Genomic DNA, 17552 nt, shown 5'->3' with positions numbered 1-17552 from the left:
GTTTTTTATGTGAAAGCTAATGTCAGCTACTCAAATGATACCATTTGTTATAAACTCACTTTTACTCTATGGCCTTGTCGATATCCTGAACAGATACAATATTTTTTATTTATAAAATGAAGTAACTACTTATCGTAAAGTTGATCTATAGATATAATACTACCATTTGATGACTTTTCAGCACATTTCTCACTTTCATATTCTTTATCAGAATCAACGCTAAATACTAAAGTATCTCCTGAAATTTTATCATGAAACTCACTAATAGCAAAAAACGGTACAGTGACTTGTTCTTGTTTTCCACGAAAGCTCAAACTGACGCTAAACTTATCCTCAAAAACTTTTAGACTATAAAATTGGTGCTGTAATATAATAAGCATTTGAGTAGGATATGATTCTTTCAAGTAGTCTGGTATGACAACACCATTAAATCGCGTAAAAAACAGTATCTCTAAGTGAGGAGTAAAAACATTATCTAATATAGTATCTAGAGCCTTTTTGATAACTTGAAATTTAGCATAACTAAGCGACTTCTGATAATCTGTTTTATCCATATAACCCTTACATGTTTGGGGGAACTTCTGTTACCCGGCGTTCCCTAAACCGTGCTTATAGCAATGAAGTTATAGTGCCTAAATTAAGCAGCTAATGCAACATTGTCTTCAGCAGCAAAGTTATCGTTTGCATCTAAATTGTGAACTCTTAGCGGTGGTATCTAACCGAGCAAAGCTACCATCTTTACTATGCATGTCGATCCTTACTCGCCCCCGTATCAATCAAAAAATATGGTGGAGGCGCCGAGTACTGCCCTCGGGTCCAATACACCTATTACAAGGTAATTTTATTGCCATAGTGTATAAAAAATACACATGTTTATTATACAGTAGTATTGAATAAATGTCAAGTTACTAAACACCAAATCGGCTCTTAGCTAAAAAACTAATATAAAAATTACTTCGCCTATTTATCTAATCTTAGTATAATCAAAGTAGAGGTATTTTTAGAGCTCAAAATCTATCTTCGTCTGCAGACTTTTTTATCAAATAATCAAACTCAGTAAAGAATGTAGCGTATCTTCTTCAGCGCAAATGGGTGCACACATATGCTTAATCTCTGTCGTATGTGCGTTACATTTTTTCTGAATCTTTTCTACGATGAGAATAAATTTAGCTCTTTTTGCAGCTGTATATATTTTAATTAGCAATAAAATAGACATAAGGTTTTTATAGCACAAATGCTTTTGATAAAAGCTTTTTAAGCATCTAGTTCTATTTCTTATACAAAGGAATTTAATTTATTAATAATATTTCTATTGATATTTACTACTACATATAGTATAATAAATTAATTTTTAGTATTAAAATATTAATATGAAGAAAAGTATAGAGATCTTTAACAAAAGTAATACTAATCTTCTGGTTATTTCAACAATAGCTGGTATAGCTTTCATAGCATCAATAATGTCTCTGATTATTGCCTTAAGGTTAACGTTACCTACAATCATTAGTCTATGTGTTGTTGCTCTATTATCTGCTGTGGTTGGTATTTTTTCAATGTATTATGCTATTAGAAACAACATTAACAGATTGGGAAATGTGCTTGATATAAACAATCTCTATGCAAAGAAAGTAGATATAAAATTCTCACAAGGTGACATAATAAATGTAACCTCTAACTATAAATATCCCCTAACTGCAAAAATTCAAAAAGAGTTCGATGGGTTATGTGATATACTTTGCAATTATGTTACTGAACACGATTTACTATTTGATATAGGTTCATCACAAAAACTTACAGAAAAAAGTAGATATAAAAATATTCTCAGTGAGTTAGAAGCACACACAGTACATTCACACATATTAAAAGCCTCATCCTTAATTGAAAAAATATTGGCACTTTTATTTGGAATTTATCCTTGTAACATATTAACATACCCTAATCAACTAAAAATAATCAATTATAATAGTAGCAGTGGATCTTATTGTATAAAAAAAGAAATACTTGAAAAAGATATTAATAGTATTGGTTCCGGAAATTATATCAAGTTCTGCACTTTTAAAAGAACACCAACTCAATTTCACGGTCATTCTATGTTAATAAGGAAGAATGGAAATGATGATTTTACATTTTTTGACCCTAATGATGGTATTAGATTTAACCTTACACTAAGTGAATTAGTAGCAGTTCTAAATAAAAAAATGTTCGATCATAAAAAAATGTGGTCTCATAATGATGTTGCTTTTATTGACAATACGAAGTTCTTAAAGAAAATTCAAAGCTACCCAAGCCAAGAATTGACACCTACAAACGTGAATATAGCTAAAGATGGGATCAAGGTCAATTGCAGTGTTTAATATACTGAAAGAATCGGATTTACCTTAAGTGACCAACTGTTAAATAAAAAATTCATGTCTTAAAAGGATCATATACATTAATTTCCTTAGTTTTCACTTTTTCATTTAACAACCTCAGAATGGGCTGTAAATCATCGTCGATTGATAAACACAGTACTTCTCTATCAAGATAATTGGCTAAATGATTCTTCTTCTCAAGAATTTCTGCTTCCTCCAATAAGTCGCATTTGTTTAACACGACAGTTTCTTCCTTCTTGATAAGGTCGCTATTGTAAAGCTTCAGTTCATTATGTGTACAATTATAAGCTGAAATAATATCATCGTGAGTTACATCAATTAAATGCAGTAAAATTTTGCACCTTTCTATGTGCCTTAAAAATTTGTGTCCGAGCCCAACTCCAAGATGAGCATCAGCGATTATTCCAGGAATATCTGCTATCACAATTTCGCTATAATCCACTTTTGCTACACCTAAATGTGGTCTTATAGTAGTAAATTCGTAATCGCCTACTTTCGTATCAGAATTTGAGCAGCGGGTTAAAAATTTAGATTTACCTGCATTTGGCATACCAATAATGCCAACATCAGATAAAACTTTTAGCTTCAATATTATATTTCTTTCTTCGCCAGGCTGACCATGGGTAAAATGTCTTGGTGCCCTATTGGTAGCAGATTTAAAGTTAGTATTTCCAAGCCCACCTTTTCCACCTTTCACTACTTGAAATTCCATATCAGGTTTATCAAGATCTACTATTATTTCCTCACTTTCTTCATCGATTATTTGTGTACCAACTGGAACTTTAAGTATAATATCTTTTCCTGCTGTGCCAGATTTATCTCTACTCGTACCACTTTTCCCACTACTTGCTTTAATGTGTCTTCGACAACGAAAATTAAGCAAAGTGTTGAGATTTGCATCACTGATGAAAATTATGTCTCCTCCCCTGCCCCCATTACCACCGTTTGGACCACCAAATTCAACGAATTTTTCTCGACGAAAACTAGCGCAGCCATCGCCACCATCACCTGCTTTTAAATATAATTTAACTTCATCTATGAAATCCATGCCAACCCACGATAATATTTAGCATTTTCTCCTAATGAACTTTCTATTCTCATCAATTCATTATACTTTGCAAGCCTATCAGAACGCGACAGCGAGCCAGTCTTTATTTGCCCACAACTCGACGCAACTGATATGTGGGATATCGTTGTGTCTTCTGTTTCACCTGAGCGATGTGAAATAATAGCCCTGTAGCCATTTAATTTTGCCATTTCAATAGCAGCAAAAGTTTCCGTAAGTGTTCCTATCTGGTTTGGCTTGATTAGTACAGCATTTGCCATTTTCTCCTCTATTCCTTTACTTATTAGTTTACAATTTGTAACAAATAAATCATCTCCAACCAATTGAACTTTATTCCCAAGTTTTACAGTAAGTAATTTCCAACCTTCATAGTCGTCTTCATTCATTGCATCTTCTATAGAAATTATTGGATATTTGCCTACAAGGTCAAAATAATACTGAACCAATTCCTCTGAAGTGAGTTCTCTGTTTTCAAATTTATAAACTCCATCTTCATAAAAAGTAGATGCAGCAACATCAAGACCCAGTGCAAAGTGATTTTTCATCGAATAACCGGCAGATTCAACAGCCTGAATTATCAAATTAAGAGCTTCTTCAGTGCTTCCAATGTTTGGTGCAAAACCACCTTCATCTCCTACGTTTGTGCTATAACCTTTTTTCTTAAGAATGCTGCGCAAGTTATGAAATACCTCTGCAGATATTCTGATTGCTTCACTGAAAGTTTCAGCACCAACCGGAAGAATCATAAATTCTTGAAAATCGAGTTTATTATCCGCATGTACTCCACCATTAATGACGTTAATTAGCGGAACTGGCATCTGCTCTTCCCCTACTCCCAAATACTTATATAACGGCATTTTAAAGCTGTTTGCTGCTGCTTTTGCAACAGCAAGAGACACACCCAAAGTTGCATTTGCTCCAAGTTTAGATTTATTTTTTGTTCCATCTAGTTCAATTAAAACTTTATCAATTGCACTCTGGTTTGCTGCATCCATGCCAATGATTTTATTTGCTATCACTCCACTCACAGATTGAACAGCTTTCAGCACTCCTTTACCACAATACCTTTTTTCATCTTGATCTCTCAGCTCCAATGCTTCTAGTTTACCGGTCGAAGCCCCAGAAGGGACAGCGGCTCTACCTGTTGCTCCATCACATAGTTCTATTTCTACCTCAATTGTTGGGTAACCCCTGCTATCTAAAATTTCTCTTGCAAATACACTGCTAATTGTCTTTTTCATCATGCTAAACCTCTACTAGATTCACAATTGTGTGCACGTTCGGGAAATGTCACCCCAGCGCTGTAACATTCCAGTGTACGAACATTGCAATATACAGGTAATTTGAGTAGCGGATGGTCAGTGCTTGACACTGGAATCCAATTTTTATTATACAGCCACTTATTTAAAGTTAAGTTTTCTGGATCCCAGTTTCTGGGCACTGGGATGACACCATTCTTAATGGAAGCTATCCCCATATCACAATGTCTGTACAGTTGTTTGCCTAGACACTGGGATCCAGTTTTACTACACAATTTTATCATATAAATCACCAATGCTTAAGTTTATTTTACTAGCAGCAGCTTTGCAGCTTCTCTTGCTAGTTTAGCTATATTACTACCAGCACCAATAAATAATACTACATCTCCTGAACTTGTCGAATTACTAATAAAATGTGAAATGAGTAAAGCATCATTCATAATCTTCACATCATTAAACCCATTACTGATCAAGGCTTTTTGTATATCATCAATTCCACAGCCAGGAATAGGCTTATCTTCTGGAGGATGGACAGGAGTGAGAATTACATAATCAAACATCATGAAAATTCGTACGAACTCATCAAAAAAATTACGAATACGAGCAAAACGAAGCGGCTCGATAATTCCTATTACCTTTCTTTTAGCAATCGAACGTGCTGCTGCCAGGGTTGCCTGTATTTCATTTGGGTGGTGAGCATAATCCTCAATTAACTTAACACCTTTAATATCGGCAATTAAAGAAAATCTCCTTTCTACTCCTTTAAATTCCAAAAGACCTTTTTTAATCTCTTCATCACTAACTCCAAGTTTCACTGCAGCTGATATTGCAGCCAGGGCATTGCTAACTTTATGCATTCCTATCGCATTTGATAGCACTACATTCTTTATAATTCTGGTACAAGGTTGAATATCTTCTTTTTGTCCTTCGAGAGAGAGTTCTTTTAATTGAAACACTATATGTACATTATCATCATCAATTTCAATGCGTTGAACTAATTTTCTAATTATATTAAGTTTAGTCTCCCAATCTGCCTCTGATAAATCACACTTTTCCTTCGTTATGTGCTCTCTTACCATCTTAACTTCTTCCCATACTACCTCTTCTAGTATATCCGCGCGTATTGATTTGCTGTTACATTCACCAAAACGTTTTCCAGGACAACAATAGTAACTTCTTCCTCCCTTAGCATTACTCATTCCATAATAAACGGATTTGCAACACTGACATATCACTAACCCTTGTAATAAGTATTTTCTTCCACTTTGTTGCATTTTTTCTATTTGTAGCTTTTCTTTTTCCACACTGTATCTCTACGACTTATATATATTTTGCCTATAGTAAAATACGCACATAATGAGCCAAATCAAGGAAAGTGCAAACCAAGTAATTGCGTATTCAAGATGCTTTATTGGCTGTATAGTCAATTTGCCACCAAAATTATCTTGCCACAATATACATTTCTCTAGCTTAATACCTAGATCATTGGAGATTTCTTCTGTACTTAAGGTAAACCACGTATTTGAAGCAATATCATTTTTGATAAACCAATTTTTGCTACCATCACAATACAAAACGCCATCAGCAGCTACTTTTTCAATTTTTGCTTTTTCTTCTTTTTTTTCTCTGACTATTCCTTTATTTATTAACATGTAATGTCCAGTGGTAAGCAACATAGGAGACAGCACATGATAGCCACGTTGACCTGCGAAAACATATAGTTCTATATCACTTAAAATTCCGTCGATTTTAACGTGTCTGTAGTTAAACTTTGAAAGATTATAACTAGGCAGTAGACGAATAACTGGAAGATCCATATTTTTGATAATATTGTTCTTCCAATTTAACCTAAATAATTGCCATAACCCGAGTGAAAAAAGAAGTAAAAAAGGTATAATGAAAATAAATAATGTTTTTCTTAACACTCTATATTTGTGTTCTCAAGTAATTTTCGATACCTACAAGTTCAATAAGGTCGATCTGTCCTTTAATCCAATGTAAGTGCTCTTCCTCATTTTTCATTAGCTCTTCTAATAACATTACACTAACGCAATCCTTTTCTTTTTCAGCAACGGAAATTGCCTCTTTGATGCCCTTTATACCTCCTTCTTCCAACTTAAAATTATCTTCTAAGATTTTCTGTATTGTATCTTTTGTGAACTTTCCTTCATACTTTGAGATTTGATTTGTATCTTGAAAATTTGGCACGCCCTTAAGCAGTAAAATTCTTTCTGCTAGCCTATTTGCATGCTCAAGTTCTTCATTAAGCTCGTTTTTCATCTTTTCTGCAAGTTTATTAATTCCGCTATCTTTAAGAATCGCAAAATGCAAAAGATACTGGCGTACAGAAGTCAGCTCATTTGTAAGTAATTTATTTAAATGTTCTACTATTTCTTTATTCATAACCTTTCTTTAGCTAATATACCAATGTAATCTACATAACAATCAAGGCAACATCAATTCATTTTTCTCACAACAATCGTATCAAATAGCACATCATGAAATGCCTGTTTCCTCTGAGAGAAGCAAGCAACTAAATACCAACTGAAGGTAAGCATCACTATAATCACTTCCAGTGTACTTAAAGCATTTACTGATGTTTGAAAAAGTTTGATAAAGGTGATAATTGAATTATTTAGCATAGGAAGAAAAAACTGAGAGATAGTGCGATCAAATGCTAAGTTCAAACCTATTTTAGAACTATCTAAAGTGATAGTATATATATTCATTAACTGTTGACCAGGAGTTGCTTGAGCTGTTGAAGATATAAAATATGTAAAGTAACCACAATTTATACACATGTATGACAGGTGTAAAATTAATGGAAAATCCCCTAATGACAACACAATTAGTAAGGTTGGAATTAATAAAATTGCTACATCTATTAAATATGCGCAAAAGCGCCTGTGTATACTAGCGATCTCTGTCATTACCACCTATCTTTCAAATACTTTACTATGAATTCTGTAAGTTTATTAAAATGTTGAAAATATAACAAATCTTCATAACCGCTTATTGATTGGCCGTATATAATAGGTAAGCAATTGGCATTTCGTGCACATAGAATGTCTGTGATGCTATCACCAACAAAAAACACATTTTCTCTATTTACAGGTAGCGTACTCTCCTCCAGTGCAAACAGCAGTGGAGTTGCAGATGGCTTATCTTCTGCAGTATCACATGAGCCAACTATTCTTTCAAAGTAAGAATCTAGTTTAAAGTAGGCAACTTCTTGACGTAAATTAGTATTTTTCTTATTACTAACTATCGCTAGGTAAATATTGTGGCTTTTCAGTGTCTGCAGCATTTTCTCTACTCCTTCATTCAGAGTAATATTTTGTAACAGTGCATTATCTAGGTATTTTTGATATATCTGGTTCGCTTTTTTCCACTGATCACCAAACAAATTAACCATGTAGCTCTTTCTTGATTCATGAGAATTTCTATCAGCAACTTTGTTGCTGCACCCCATTGAATCCAAGGTGTGCTGAATGGCATTAGAAATATTATCTTGAGTGTCAACTAAGGTATTATCCCAATCAAATACTACTACTAATGGGCTATTTTTCATTTTTATATTGTTACGTATTTTAAGCTAATAAGTAAATAATATTTTGATGATAAAGCTTCTATGTTAATCATTTTTACATAGTGGCCTAATACACTGGTTATATTATATGCTTTAAGGTAGTAGGTATGGCACAGTTTAAAGACACACCAAGTGTTGAAAAGAAGTTTAAAGACGTTTTTAAACGTTCTCCAGGTGCTTTTCCAGAGGGTACGTCACTGGAAGAGAAGGTTGATCGGATAGCAAAAGGAACAAAGGCCCTGAAGGCTGCAAGAAGTCAAGAACTTGAAGGCAAGATGAAAAATGTTGCTGAATTAAATAAAGAGCTTCAAAGACGACAAAGGCAAGAAAATGAGGAAATACGTAAACTCACAAGGTCAACACAAGAATTAAGAAAGGAATTTGGTATAAATAAAAGTAGTAGACCAGACAGCAATGATAAATCATTGCAGGAAACTAAGCAAATTTCTAAACAAAAAGACATAGGAGTTCAAGCTTCAATGACTACAAAGAGTAGTGAAGAGCTTAAGCAACCAGATAACAATGATAAACCATTACGGGAAATTAATCAGATTTCTAAGCAGAAAGGCATGGGAGTGCAAAACTCAAAGAGTAGTAAAGAGCTTAAGCAAGATGATACACCAAAACCGCAAGAAAATCAAAAAGAAGAAGGGTTTTTAGTACGTTTTCTGAAGAAAATATTCGAAAAACTTTTTGGTGGGGATGAAAAGAATGTGGAAAATGCTCGTGATACAAAAGAAGCTGCTCAAAAAAGTATATCAAATAACGGAATTCAGCAACATAGTATGAGTCAAAGCTCTTTCATAAATATAAATGGAAAAGAGTTCAATTTAGAACCAGGAAAAGCATTTAATTATCAAGATAAAGCTCTCAATATTAAGATTACATACAATAGTTCTGAGCAAGATACAACTTTTCCGAATGTTACTAATGCGATTAACTTAAATATTGATGGTAAGGAACATAATGTCCAACCCGGCAAGTCTTTCAATTATAAAGGTCCTGGCTTAGAAATTAGCGTGATGAATGGTAATCAACAAAGTAAAAACTTCGACAAAATTTTAAGTCAAGATCAAAGTATAAGTGAAGGTTTAAAGCAAGCAACAAAGCTTGATGATCCATCGGTAACGCCTGTCAATACTCCTGAAGTAGAAAAAACAAACACAGGTCGCGGAAGATAATGCACATAGCCTGTATAATAGACTTGCGTCATATAAGTTTATTATACAGGAGATTTTACTAACTTCTAGCTCTAGAATGAGGGTCGATTAATACATCTGTAATAAAGAATTCAGCTTCTAATTTTCATAGCATGCACATATCTAGGTGACAATTAAACTGCCGTCATCAGTATCATTCCAATATTCATAAGATACATTTATTCCTTCTTTTATATAGTAAACTGTTAATAATGATTAGAGTCACCTCATAACAAGAAAAAATTTAAAAATCCATAATCATAAGTGTCCGCATAAAGAGTTGCTCCTTCTATGTTAATCATTTTTACATAATTAAGTAATATACTAACTTTAGTATAAGATTTTATTTAGTTAGGTATGACACAGCTTAAAGATACACAAGATATTGGGAAGAAATTCAAGGATGTCTTTGCTGGTGCTTTTCCAGAAGGTACGTCGCTGGAAGATAAAGTGAAGATTATCAATGAGTTCCGCCAGGAACTTAAAGCTTACAAAAGGCAAGTAACCAAAGAAAATCTCGAGAAAAGGTTAAAAGATATTTCTGCAGCAGATAATTTTTCACTAGAAGATAAAATTAAGACTATTGCAAAATTGAATCGTAGTCTTAGAGATCGAATGAACCGTGCAGTTAAAAAAGTAGCTAAAGATTTTGAAAAGATCGTCGAATTGAATCGGGAACTTAAAGATGTTTTTCCAGAAAATTCTTCATTGGAAGATAAAGTAAAAATTATTGTTGAATTGCACCGAGAGCTTAAAGCTCAAAAAGGGCGTAAAGATGAAGTGGAGATTATTAAAAAATTGATTCATAATCTTGAAGGTCGAATGGATCGTGCAGCCAAAAAAATAGCTGAAGATTTTAAAAAGATTGCTGGATTTAAACAAAAATTCGAAGGAAAAGACGTTTTTACAAGTAAAAAAGTTGCAGAGTTTGAAAGTAATAAAAAATCTCAAACTACATTAGAAGGCAAAATTTCTGATCAAAATAAACAAGAAAAGACCTCTGTACAAACAGACAAAATTCGTGACTCAGTTAGCAAAATAGATACTCCTGGAAGAGCTATTTCAGAAAATAAAAACTTTGAACAAGAAAAGACCTCTGTACAAACAGACAAAATTCGTGACTCAGTTAGTGAGGCAGATACTTCTGAAAAAGCTGTTTCAGAAGATAAAAACTTTGAACAAGAAAAGATTTCTGTTCAAACAGATACAGTACAACCTTCAGTAAGCAAAGATCCTATAAAAGATAAACCTAGCGATAAAAAGCCTAAAATTTCGTTAAAACAAGTCTCAGTGGATAGGAATGCTACAGAAAAAAAATCTAATAATAAAAAATCTCAGTTGAGTGAAAAGAAAAATATAGCTCAACCGAAAGAAAATCAAAAAGAAGAAGGCTTTTTGGTACGTTTTCTGAAGAAAATATTCAAAAAACTTTTTGGTGAAGATAAAAAGAGTGTAGAGGATATAAAAGGAACTACTCAAAAAAGCACTTCAAATGATGAAGGGCAACAACAAAATAAGCTCCTTTCAAATCAAGACCAAAGCGCAAGTGAAGGTTTAAAGCAAATTGATAATCCATTGGTAACTCCTGTCACGAAAGTAGAAAAAACAAAGACAGACCATGAAAGATAATTCGCCTTAGATTTCTTGCATAGTCTGGGGTCCAATTTGTCATCCTATGGCTTGACCATAGCTAAAAATCTGGATTCCAGCGTTACGCGCTAACTTAAATTATTCATAAAATTTGCTTCGGTAAACCTAATTTGGGTTAGCTATAGAAAGCAAAACAGACACAAATCAGGAAAATAAAAAAAATTATAGATTTTCTGTTTTTATTATAAAAATAATTAATTTTTAAATATTTTATATTGATTTTGTCATCAAAGTTCATATAATATTAATATATTAACTTTGATGGTGGTAAAGAAATGCATGGTAGTATAAGCGACGAAGTGGTGAAAAATTTAGACAAGTTAACTTACTCTTACCAAACAAATAAATTTAGAAAGGCATTTAATAACCTTAGCACTAACCATAAAAATGAATATATAGAGCATGTTAAAAACAAGCCTAAAGGCTTTTTAGCTATGTCCGGCATACTGAATGCTCTAGAGCAGAAGATGACCTTACCCAGAAAAAGTAGACAGAAAGTTAAGACGTTTTTGCTATGAGAATGATGAATCAAAAAGCTCAGGAATGCAATAGTTAATAGTAGAATGTCTACGCTGTTTATTATAAAAAATTTCTATATATTCAAATATTGCGGTTTTAGCTTGTTGTGCAGAGTGTTGTGAAGTATCAATGAGTAACTCTCTCTTAAGTGAACTAAAAAAGCTCTCTGAAACAGCATTATCATAACAACAACCTTTGTGACTCATACTAGAAGTAATATTTTTTGTACTTAGTAAAAATTGATAATTTTTAGAGGTGTATTGCGATCCTTGATCGCTATGAAATAGTAGATTTTTAGGAGATTTGCGCCTACCAATAGCCATGAATAACGCATCTATAACTAATTGCCTATTTACTGCATTACTCATTGACCACCCAATCACCATGCGTGAATATAAATCTATTATTGCTGCCAAATATAACCATCCTTCATTAGTTTTTATGTACGTAATATCAGTTACCCATATCTTGTTAGGTTGATCAGCGATGAAATTCTGATTTAATATGTTAGGAGTTATAACTCTATTGTCTATTTGTGGTTTTTTACTTTTAAACTTTCGTCTAAGCTTAGCTTGAATGCCATTTTTCTGCATAATATTTTGCACTGTTTTGATGTTATAATTTTTACCTAAAGCCTTTAATTCAGCGTGAATTTTAGGAGCTCCGTATCTGCATTGTGATGATCGATATACCTTCTGAATATCTTGTATGAGCTCTTCTCTTATTGATTTTTTGTTGTTTTTTTCCTTAGTAATCCATTTATAATAACCACAAGCAGATACGTTCAAAAATCTGCATAATTCCCGTATTTTATAGCAGTTTTCATGTTCTTTTATAAAAGAATATTTTACTCTTTTTGGTTTGCAAAATATCCCAGGGCTTTTTTTAAAATGTCTCTTTCCCTCGTTACTCTTGCCAGCTCTTTCTTTAAATCAAACTTTTCTTTGTCACAATGAGCTACTTTCCCCTTTCCTGGAAACGCATCTACTCCAGACATTCTATCATTGTATGTTTTTACCCATCTGCTTACCGCTAATACCCAAATCTCTTGCTATTTTTGCTGATGATTGACCTGTTTCTTTTACTAGTCTTATAGCTTCAATTTTGAATTCTGCTGTATATTCTTTTCTTTTTGTCATACCACACCTCTTTGAAAAAACGTTTTATTTTACTTCAAAAACGTCTTAACTTTCTGTCTACTTTTTCTGGGTAAGGTCAAGATGCACTTTTAATCTTTAATCAGTTGCCTCAAGAGTTTGCTTTCAATACACTCGATCGTATTAGTCCCAAAATTACTTTATTTAAAACTCTACTTGGTGCATTAAATAAAAATCAATATATAGAGCATGTTAAAGCAAAGCCTCAAGGCTCTTCAGCTATGTCCGGCATACTAAATGCTCTAAAGAAGGAAGATGCACCTATAATCTTTAATCAGTTGCCTCAAGAGTTTGCTTTCAATACACTTGATCGTATTAGTCCCACAAATACTTTATTTAAAACTCTATTTAGTGCATTAGATCGATACAAAAATGAATATATAGAGCATGTAAAAGCGAAGCATAAAGGCTCTTCAGCTATGTCCGGCATACTAAATGCTCTAAAGAAGGAAGATGCACCTATAATCTTTAATCAGTTGCTTCAAGAGAATAAAGAGTTTGCTTTCAATACACTTGATTATATTAATCCCACAAATACTTTATTTAAAACTCTATTTGATCAACTGAATCCTCAGCAAAAAGAAGATTATAGAGTACATTTGGAGGCAAAATCAACGACCAAAGCTAAGTATACCCTAAGGGATTTTTATTCAAGCAATAAAGAGAGTTCTAGCAATTTAAGTACTGAAAACTCCAATGAATCGTTAGTACAAAACAGAGATGATTTGCCAGTAGCAAATTTCTCTCCTATATCTCCTGTATCAGAAGAAACAGTTGTTGAATATGCATTTGATACTAGACCAGAATTTTCTTCTGACAAAGAGAGTCAATTATGCAGCCAAATAGTACCTCCATTTGAGGGTTTTGCTGAATTCCATAATCAATTCCGCAATATAGTACCAGAAGATTCAACGATTAGTAGTAGTTTAACGTCGAATGAGAATATATCAGATAGCCTAGAAGGTGAGCAATTATCCCCAGAGTCTTATTATAACTATTTGATAAATGGAGTAACTAGTCTGCAATCCTCAATTGTGGATGATTTGCCAGAGTTAAATTTATCTCCTATATCTCCTGCATTCGAGGAAACAGTTGTTGAACATACATTTGATAGTAGACCAGACTTTTCTTATGAAAATGAACCGTTAGTAAACAAAAGAAAAAGAGCTGAAGAGAATCAATTATATAGCCAAATAATTCGTTCAATAACTGGAAAACAGCGATCACAAGACTTATGTTTTACAGCGTATAATAGTCTTACAGAATGTGAATTAGAAGAAATATGTACAGTGGAGCCACCAGCAAAGCGCCAATGCATATCAGTACCTCCATTTGAGGGTTTTGCTGAATTCCATAATCAATTCTGCAATATAGTACCAGAAGATTCAATAGTTAATGATAGTTCAGTGCAAGAAGAACATACTAGCCTGGAAGGTGAGCTAACTTTCCTAGACTCTCAAATAAATTGCGGAGAGCCATCAACGAGTCTGCAATCCTCAAATGTGAATCCATTGCCAGAGTTCAGTTTCTCTCTAAGCTCTGTTACTCTAGATGAGATGGTTAAGAGATATGGCTTTAATCACAATGACCACGCTCTAAGTGATTTAGAAGAGGTATATGTAGAGCAACCAGTAAAATTCCATACATATTGCCACAATAACTAGGGACAAAAAAAGGTGGTAGTTTAACCTACCATCTCCTCTGGTTTCACTATCCTTTCAAACTCCTCCTCAGTGAGCAGTTGAAGTTTTGCTGCTGCTTCTTTTAGAGTGATGTTATCCTTATAAGCAAGCTTCGCTATTTTTGCTGCATTGTCATACCCTATATGCGTATTTAATATAGTGACCAACATTAACGACTGATTCAGTAAATCCTTTATTCTTTCTTCATTTGCTTTAATACCGATTACACACTTTTCCATAAAATTTAAACTTGCATCAGCTAAAAGTCTTATAGACTGCAAAATATTGTGAATTATCATTGGCTTAAACACATTCAATTCAAAGTGACCATTTGAGCCACCAATTGTCACGGCAACATGATTTCCCATAACCTGAGCACATACCATAGTCACCGCTTCGCATTGAGTTGGATTCACCTTACCTGGCATGATTGAAGAGCCAGGCTCATTTTCTGGTAATATTATTTCTCCAATTCCGCATCTTGGACCAGAACCAAGTAACCTTATATCATTTGCAATTTTCATTAAACTAACTGCTACTGTATTGAGTGCTCCACTGAGCTCAACTAAAGCATCATTTGCTGCTAGTGCTTCAAACTTATTTTTTGCTGAAATAAATGGAAGATTAGTGATTTCTGCCACTTCTTTAGCAAAATTCTCAGCAAAACCCTTTTTAGTATTGATTCCCGTGCCAACCGCGGTGCCACCTTGTGCAAGTTCATATACATTGATCAGAGTTGACTTTACTCTCTCTATTCCCTTTTTAATCTGAACTGCATAGCCAGAAAATTCCTGCCCAAGTGTTAGAGGAGTTGCATCTTGCAGATGAGTACGCCCTACTTTTATTATATCTTTAAATTCATGAACCTTATTATTTAGCACTTTATATAATTCTTCAAGATTGGGAATAAGCAAGCGGTCTATTTGTTCTACTACTGCTATATGCATTGCTGTTGGAAAAGTGTCATTTGATGACTGACCACAGTTTACATGATCATTTGGATGCACTGGAGACTTACTACCTAAATCACCGCCCAAAATTTCTATTGCACGATTGCTGACCACTTCATTCACATTCATATTGGTCTGCGTTCCAGACCCGGTTTGCCAAACAACAAGCGGAAATTGATTATTAAATTTACCGTCTATTACCTCCTGTGCCGCTGTGCAGATTGCATTCCCTACTCTATTATCTATGCTACCCTGTTTCATGTTAACACGTGCTGCTGCAAGTTTTACTATTGCTAGCGCTTTAATCAGGGGCTCTGGCATTTTCTCTGTACCAATTTTGAAATTTTCCAAAGAACGCTGAGTCTGAGCTCCCCAGTAACGTTCACTTGGTACTTTTACTTCTCCTAAGCTATCTGATTCTATCCTAACTTTTTTATCCATATTTCCTCATTCTAGTGTTTGACATTACCTACATATATGAATTAGTTAAATCAAATTGTATTTCAGTGTCAAGTTGAGACATTTTTAGTGAAGACCTTAGAAAATTTTCAAGCCATATCTTTTGCTTCTATTATTTTTTTATTGTTATTAAGGCAATCATGCAACCTTAAGCAATAAACCTACTTTCACTCTCTATAAGGCTATTCTACTTAGAGCTTGAATAGTGAAAACATCTTTAAGCGCAGAAGCTATACCTTTGTTTGCTTTCTCTTTTTTTACTTCTACAATCACATAACCAAACATTGCAGCCAATGCTAGACTAACGGTCGCTGATGCTGCACAAACTACAATCGCTGCTCCCGCAGAACATGATATTGTCATACCTGCAACATAACCTATTGACCTTACCCAGAAAAAGTAGACAGAAAGTTAAGACGTTTTTGAAGTAAAATAAAACGTTTTTTCAAAGAGGTGTGGTATGACAAAAAGAAAAGAATATACAGCAGAATTCAAAATTGAAGCTATAAGACTAGTAAAAGAAACAGGTCAATCATCAGCAAAAATAGCAAGAGATTTGGGTATTAGCGGTAAGCAGATGGGTAAAAACATACAATGATAGAATGTCTGGAGTAGATGCGTTTCCAGGAAAGGGGAAAGTAGCTCATTGTGACAAAGAAAAGTTTGATTTAAAGAAAGAGCTGGCAAGAGTAACGAGGGAAAGAGACATTTTAAAAAAAGCCCTGGGATATTTTGCAAACCAAAAAGAGTAAAATATTCTTTTATAAAAGAACATGAAAACTGCTATAAAATACGGGAATTATGCAGATTTTTGAACGTATCTGCTTGTGGTTATTATAAATGGATTACTAAGGAAAAAAACAACAAAAAATCAATAAGAGAAGAGCTCATACAAGATATTCAGAAGGTATATCGATCATCACAATGCAGATACGGAGCTCCTAAAATTCACGCTGAATTAAAGGCTTTAGGTAAAAATTATAACATCAAAACAGTGCAAAATATTATGCAGAAAAATGGCATTCAAGCTAAGCTTAGACGAAAGTTTAAAAGTAAAAAACCACAAATAGACAATAGAGTTATAACTCCTAACATATTAAATCAGAATTTCATCGCTGATCAACCTAACAAGATATGGGTAACTGATATTACGTACATAAAAACTAATGAAGGATGGTTATATTTGGCAGCAATAATAGATTTATATTCACGCATGGTGATTGGGTGGTCAATGAGTAATGCAGTAAATAGGCAATTAGTTATAGATGCGTTATTCATGGCTATTGGTAGGCGCAAATCTCCTAAAAATCTACTATTTCATAGCGATCAAGGATCGCAATACACCTCTAAAAATTATCAATTTTTACTAAGTACAAAAAATATTACTTCTAGTATGAGTCACAAAGGTTGTTGTTATGATAATGCTGTTTCAGAGAGCTTTTTTAGTTCACTTAAGAGAGAGTTACTCATTGATACTTCACAACACTCTGCACAACAAGCTAAAACCGCAATATTTGAATATATAGAAATTTTTTATAATAAACAGCGTAGACATTCTACTATTAACTATTGCATTCCTGAGCTTTTTGATTCATCATTCTCATAGCAAAAACGTCTTAACTTTCTGTCTACTTTTTCTGGGTAAGGTCA

Annotated in this window: 15 protein-coding genes, 1 other RNA gene and 2 pseudogenes; 6 read left to right on the top strand and 12 right to left on the bottom strand. The window is 33.6% G+C overall.

Annotation, left to right across the window (positions count from 1 at the left end; genetic code table 11):
- Positions 1-125: 125 nt before the first annotated feature.
- Positions 126-554, bottom strand: a complete 429-nt coding sequence (locus BVG17_RS06795) for a ClpXP protease specificity-enhancing factor SspB (RefSeq protein WP_063631128.1) — start codon at positions 552-554, stop codon at positions 126-128.
- 16 nt (positions 555-570) lie between these two features.
- Positions 571-908: a transfer-messenger RNA gene (gene ssrA, locus BVG17_RS06790) on the bottom strand.
- Between the two features lie 462 nt (positions 909-1370).
- Between ssrA and BVG17_RS06785 the strand changes: the two genes are divergently transcribed.
- Positions 1371-2354, top strand: a complete 984-nt coding sequence (locus BVG17_RS06785; RefSeq protein WP_063631127.1) for a hypothetical protein — start codon at positions 1371-1373, stop codon at positions 2352-2354.
- Between the two features lie 52 nt (positions 2355-2406).
- On the opposite strand, the gene cgtA is transcribed toward BVG17_RS06785, so the two are convergent.
- The 7 genes from cgtA to BVG17_RS06745 all read right to left on the bottom strand — a co-directional run bounded on the left by cgtA (position 2407) and on the right by BVG17_RS06745 (position 8268).
- On the bottom strand, positions 2407-3420 hold the full coding sequence (cgtA, locus tag BVG17_RS06780; protein ID WP_015588452.1) for an Obg family GTPase CgtA: 1014 nt from the start codon (positions 3418-3420) through the stop codon (positions 2407-2409).
- On the bottom strand, positions 3408-4682 hold the full coding sequence (eno, locus tag BVG17_RS06775; RefSeq protein WP_063631126.1) for a phosphopyruvate hydratase: 1275 nt from the start codon (positions 4680-4682) through the stop codon (positions 3408-3410). Before eno ends, cgtA begins: the two co-directional genes overlap by 13 nt.
- Positions 4683-5002: 320 nt before the next feature.
- Entirely contained in the window at positions 5003-6001 is a 999-nt protein-coding gene (locus BVG17_RS06765; RefSeq protein ID WP_177429434.1) for a glutamate ligase domain-containing protein, read from the bottom strand.
- 9 nt (positions 6002-6010) lie between these two features.
- Entirely contained in the window at positions 6011-6622 is a 612-nt protein-coding gene (locus tag BVG17_RS06760) for an SURF1 family protein (protein ID WP_063631124.1), read from the bottom strand.
- Position 6623: 1 nt separating this feature from the next.
- Positions 6624-7100, bottom strand: a complete 477-nt coding sequence (bfr, locus tag BVG17_RS06755) for a bacterioferritin (RefSeq protein ID WP_063631123.1) — start codon at positions 7098-7100, stop codon at positions 6624-6626.
- Between the two features lie 53 nt (positions 7101-7153).
- Positions 7154-7627: an RDD family protein gene (locus tag BVG17_RS06750; protein ID WP_063631122.1), complete on the bottom strand. Its 474-nt coding sequence runs from the start codon at positions 7625-7627 to the stop codon at positions 7154-7156.
- Complete coding sequence (locus BVG17_RS06745; protein WP_063631121.1) at positions 7627-8268, bottom strand: HAD family hydrolase; 642 nt, start codon at positions 8266-8268, stop codon at positions 7627-7629. Before BVG17_RS06745 ends, BVG17_RS06750 begins: the two co-directional genes overlap by 1 nt.
- Before the next feature lie 125 nt (positions 8269-8393).
- Between BVG17_RS06745 and BVG17_RS06740 the strand changes: the two genes are divergently transcribed.
- The 3 genes from BVG17_RS06740 (at position 8394) to BVG17_RS06730 (ending at position 11653) form a co-directional block, all read left to right on the top strand.
- Positions 8394-9467, top strand: a complete 1074-nt coding sequence (locus BVG17_RS06740) for a hypothetical protein (RefSeq protein ID WP_063631120.1) — start codon at positions 8394-8396, stop codon at positions 9465-9467.
- A gap of 375 nt (positions 9468-9842) precedes the next feature.
- On the top strand, positions 9843-11114 hold the full coding sequence (locus tag BVG17_RS06735) for a hypothetical protein (RefSeq protein WP_063631119.1): 1272 nt from the start codon (positions 9843-9845) through the stop codon (positions 11112-11114).
- A 296-nt stretch (positions 11115-11410) separates the two neighbouring features.
- Entirely contained in the window at positions 11411-11653 is a 243-nt protein-coding gene (locus tag BVG17_RS06730; protein WP_063631118.1) for a hypothetical protein, read from the top strand.
- On the opposite strand, the pseudogene BVG17_RS09240 reads toward BVG17_RS06730, so the two are convergent.
- Positions 11648-12793: pseudogene (locus BVG17_RS09240) on the bottom strand (IS3 family transposase). The gene BVG17_RS06730 and the pseudogene BVG17_RS09240 sit on opposite strands and share 6 nt — an antisense overlap.
- A gap of 104 nt (positions 12794-12897) precedes the next feature.
- On the opposite strand from BVG17_RS09240, the gene BVG17_RS06715 reads away from it, so the two are divergent.
- Positions 12898-14475, top strand: a complete 1578-nt coding sequence (locus BVG17_RS06715) for a hypothetical protein (protein ID WP_241654191.1) — start codon at positions 12898-12900, stop codon at positions 14473-14475.
- Between the two features lie 20 nt (positions 14476-14495).
- Here the strand turns inward: BVG17_RS06715 and fumC are convergent, their stop codons facing one another.
- Positions 14496-15884: a class II fumarate hydratase gene (gene fumC, locus BVG17_RS06710; protein ID WP_063631223.1), complete on the bottom strand. Its 1389-nt coding sequence runs from the start codon at positions 15882-15884 to the stop codon at positions 14496-14498.
- Between the two features lie 192 nt (positions 15885-16076).
- Positions 16077-16265: a hypothetical protein gene (locus BVG17_RS06705; RefSeq protein ID WP_063631222.1), complete on the bottom strand. Its 189-nt coding sequence runs from the start codon at positions 16263-16265 to the stop codon at positions 16077-16079.
- A 97-nt stretch (positions 16266-16362) separates the two neighbouring features.
- Between BVG17_RS06705 and BVG17_RS06695 the strand changes: the two are divergent.
- Positions 16363-17508, top strand: a pseudogene (locus BVG17_RS06695) (IS3 family transposase).
- The last annotated feature ends 44 nt before the right edge of the window (positions 17509-17552 follow it).

The organism is Wolbachia endosymbiont of Laodelphax striatellus, assembly GCF_007115015.1.
Classification (GTDB): domain Bacteria; phylum Pseudomonadota; class Alphaproteobacteria; order Rickettsiales; family Anaplasmataceae; genus Wolbachia.
The sequence above is the reverse complement of the archived record's forward strand: the minus strand, read 5'-3'. Positions and strand labels throughout refer to the sequence as shown.

Coding starts and splice junctions, on each gene's coding strand:
- BVG17_RS06795 (WP_063631128.1), bottom strand. CDS start 554: ATGGATAAAACAGATTATCAGAAGTCGCTTAGTTATGCTAAATTTCAA.
- BVG17_RS06785 (WP_063631127.1), top strand. CDS start 1,371: ATGAAGAAAAGTATAGAGATCTTTAACAAAAGTAATACTAATCTTCTG.
- cgtA (WP_015588452.1), bottom strand. CDS start 3,420: ATGGATTTCATAGATGAAGTTAAATTATATTTAAAAGCAGGTGATGGT.
- eno (WP_063631126.1), bottom strand. CDS start 4,682: ATGATGAAAAAGACAATTAGCAGTGTATTTGCAAGAGAAATTTTAGAT.
- bfr (WP_063631123.1), bottom strand. CDS start 7,100: ATGAATAAAGAAATAGTAGAACATTTAAATAAATTACTTACAAATGAG.
- BVG17_RS06750 (WP_063631122.1), bottom strand. CDS start 7,627: ATGACAGAGATCGCTAGTATACACAGGCGCTTTTGCGCATATTTAATA.
- BVG17_RS06745 (WP_063631121.1), bottom strand. CDS start 8,268: ATGAAAAATAGCCCATTAGTAGTAGTATTTGATTGGGATAATACCTTA.
- BVG17_RS06740 (WP_063631120.1), top strand. CDS start 8,394: ATGGCACAGTTTAAAGACACACCAAGTGTTGAAAAGAAGTTTAAAGAC.
- BVG17_RS06735 (WP_063631119.1), top strand. CDS start 9,843: ATGACACAGCTTAAAGATACACAAGATATTGGGAAGAAATTCAAGGAT.
- BVG17_RS06730 (WP_063631118.1), top strand. CDS start 11,411: ATGCATGGTAGTATAAGCGACGAAGTGGTGAAAAATTTAGACAAGTTA.
- fumC (WP_063631223.1), bottom strand. CDS start 15,884: ATGGATAAAAAAGTTAGGATAGAATCAGATAGCTTAGGAGAAGTAAAA.
- BVG17_RS06705 (WP_063631222.1), bottom strand. CDS start 16,265: ATGACAATATCATGTTCTGCGGGAGCAGCGATTGTAGTTTGTGCAGCA.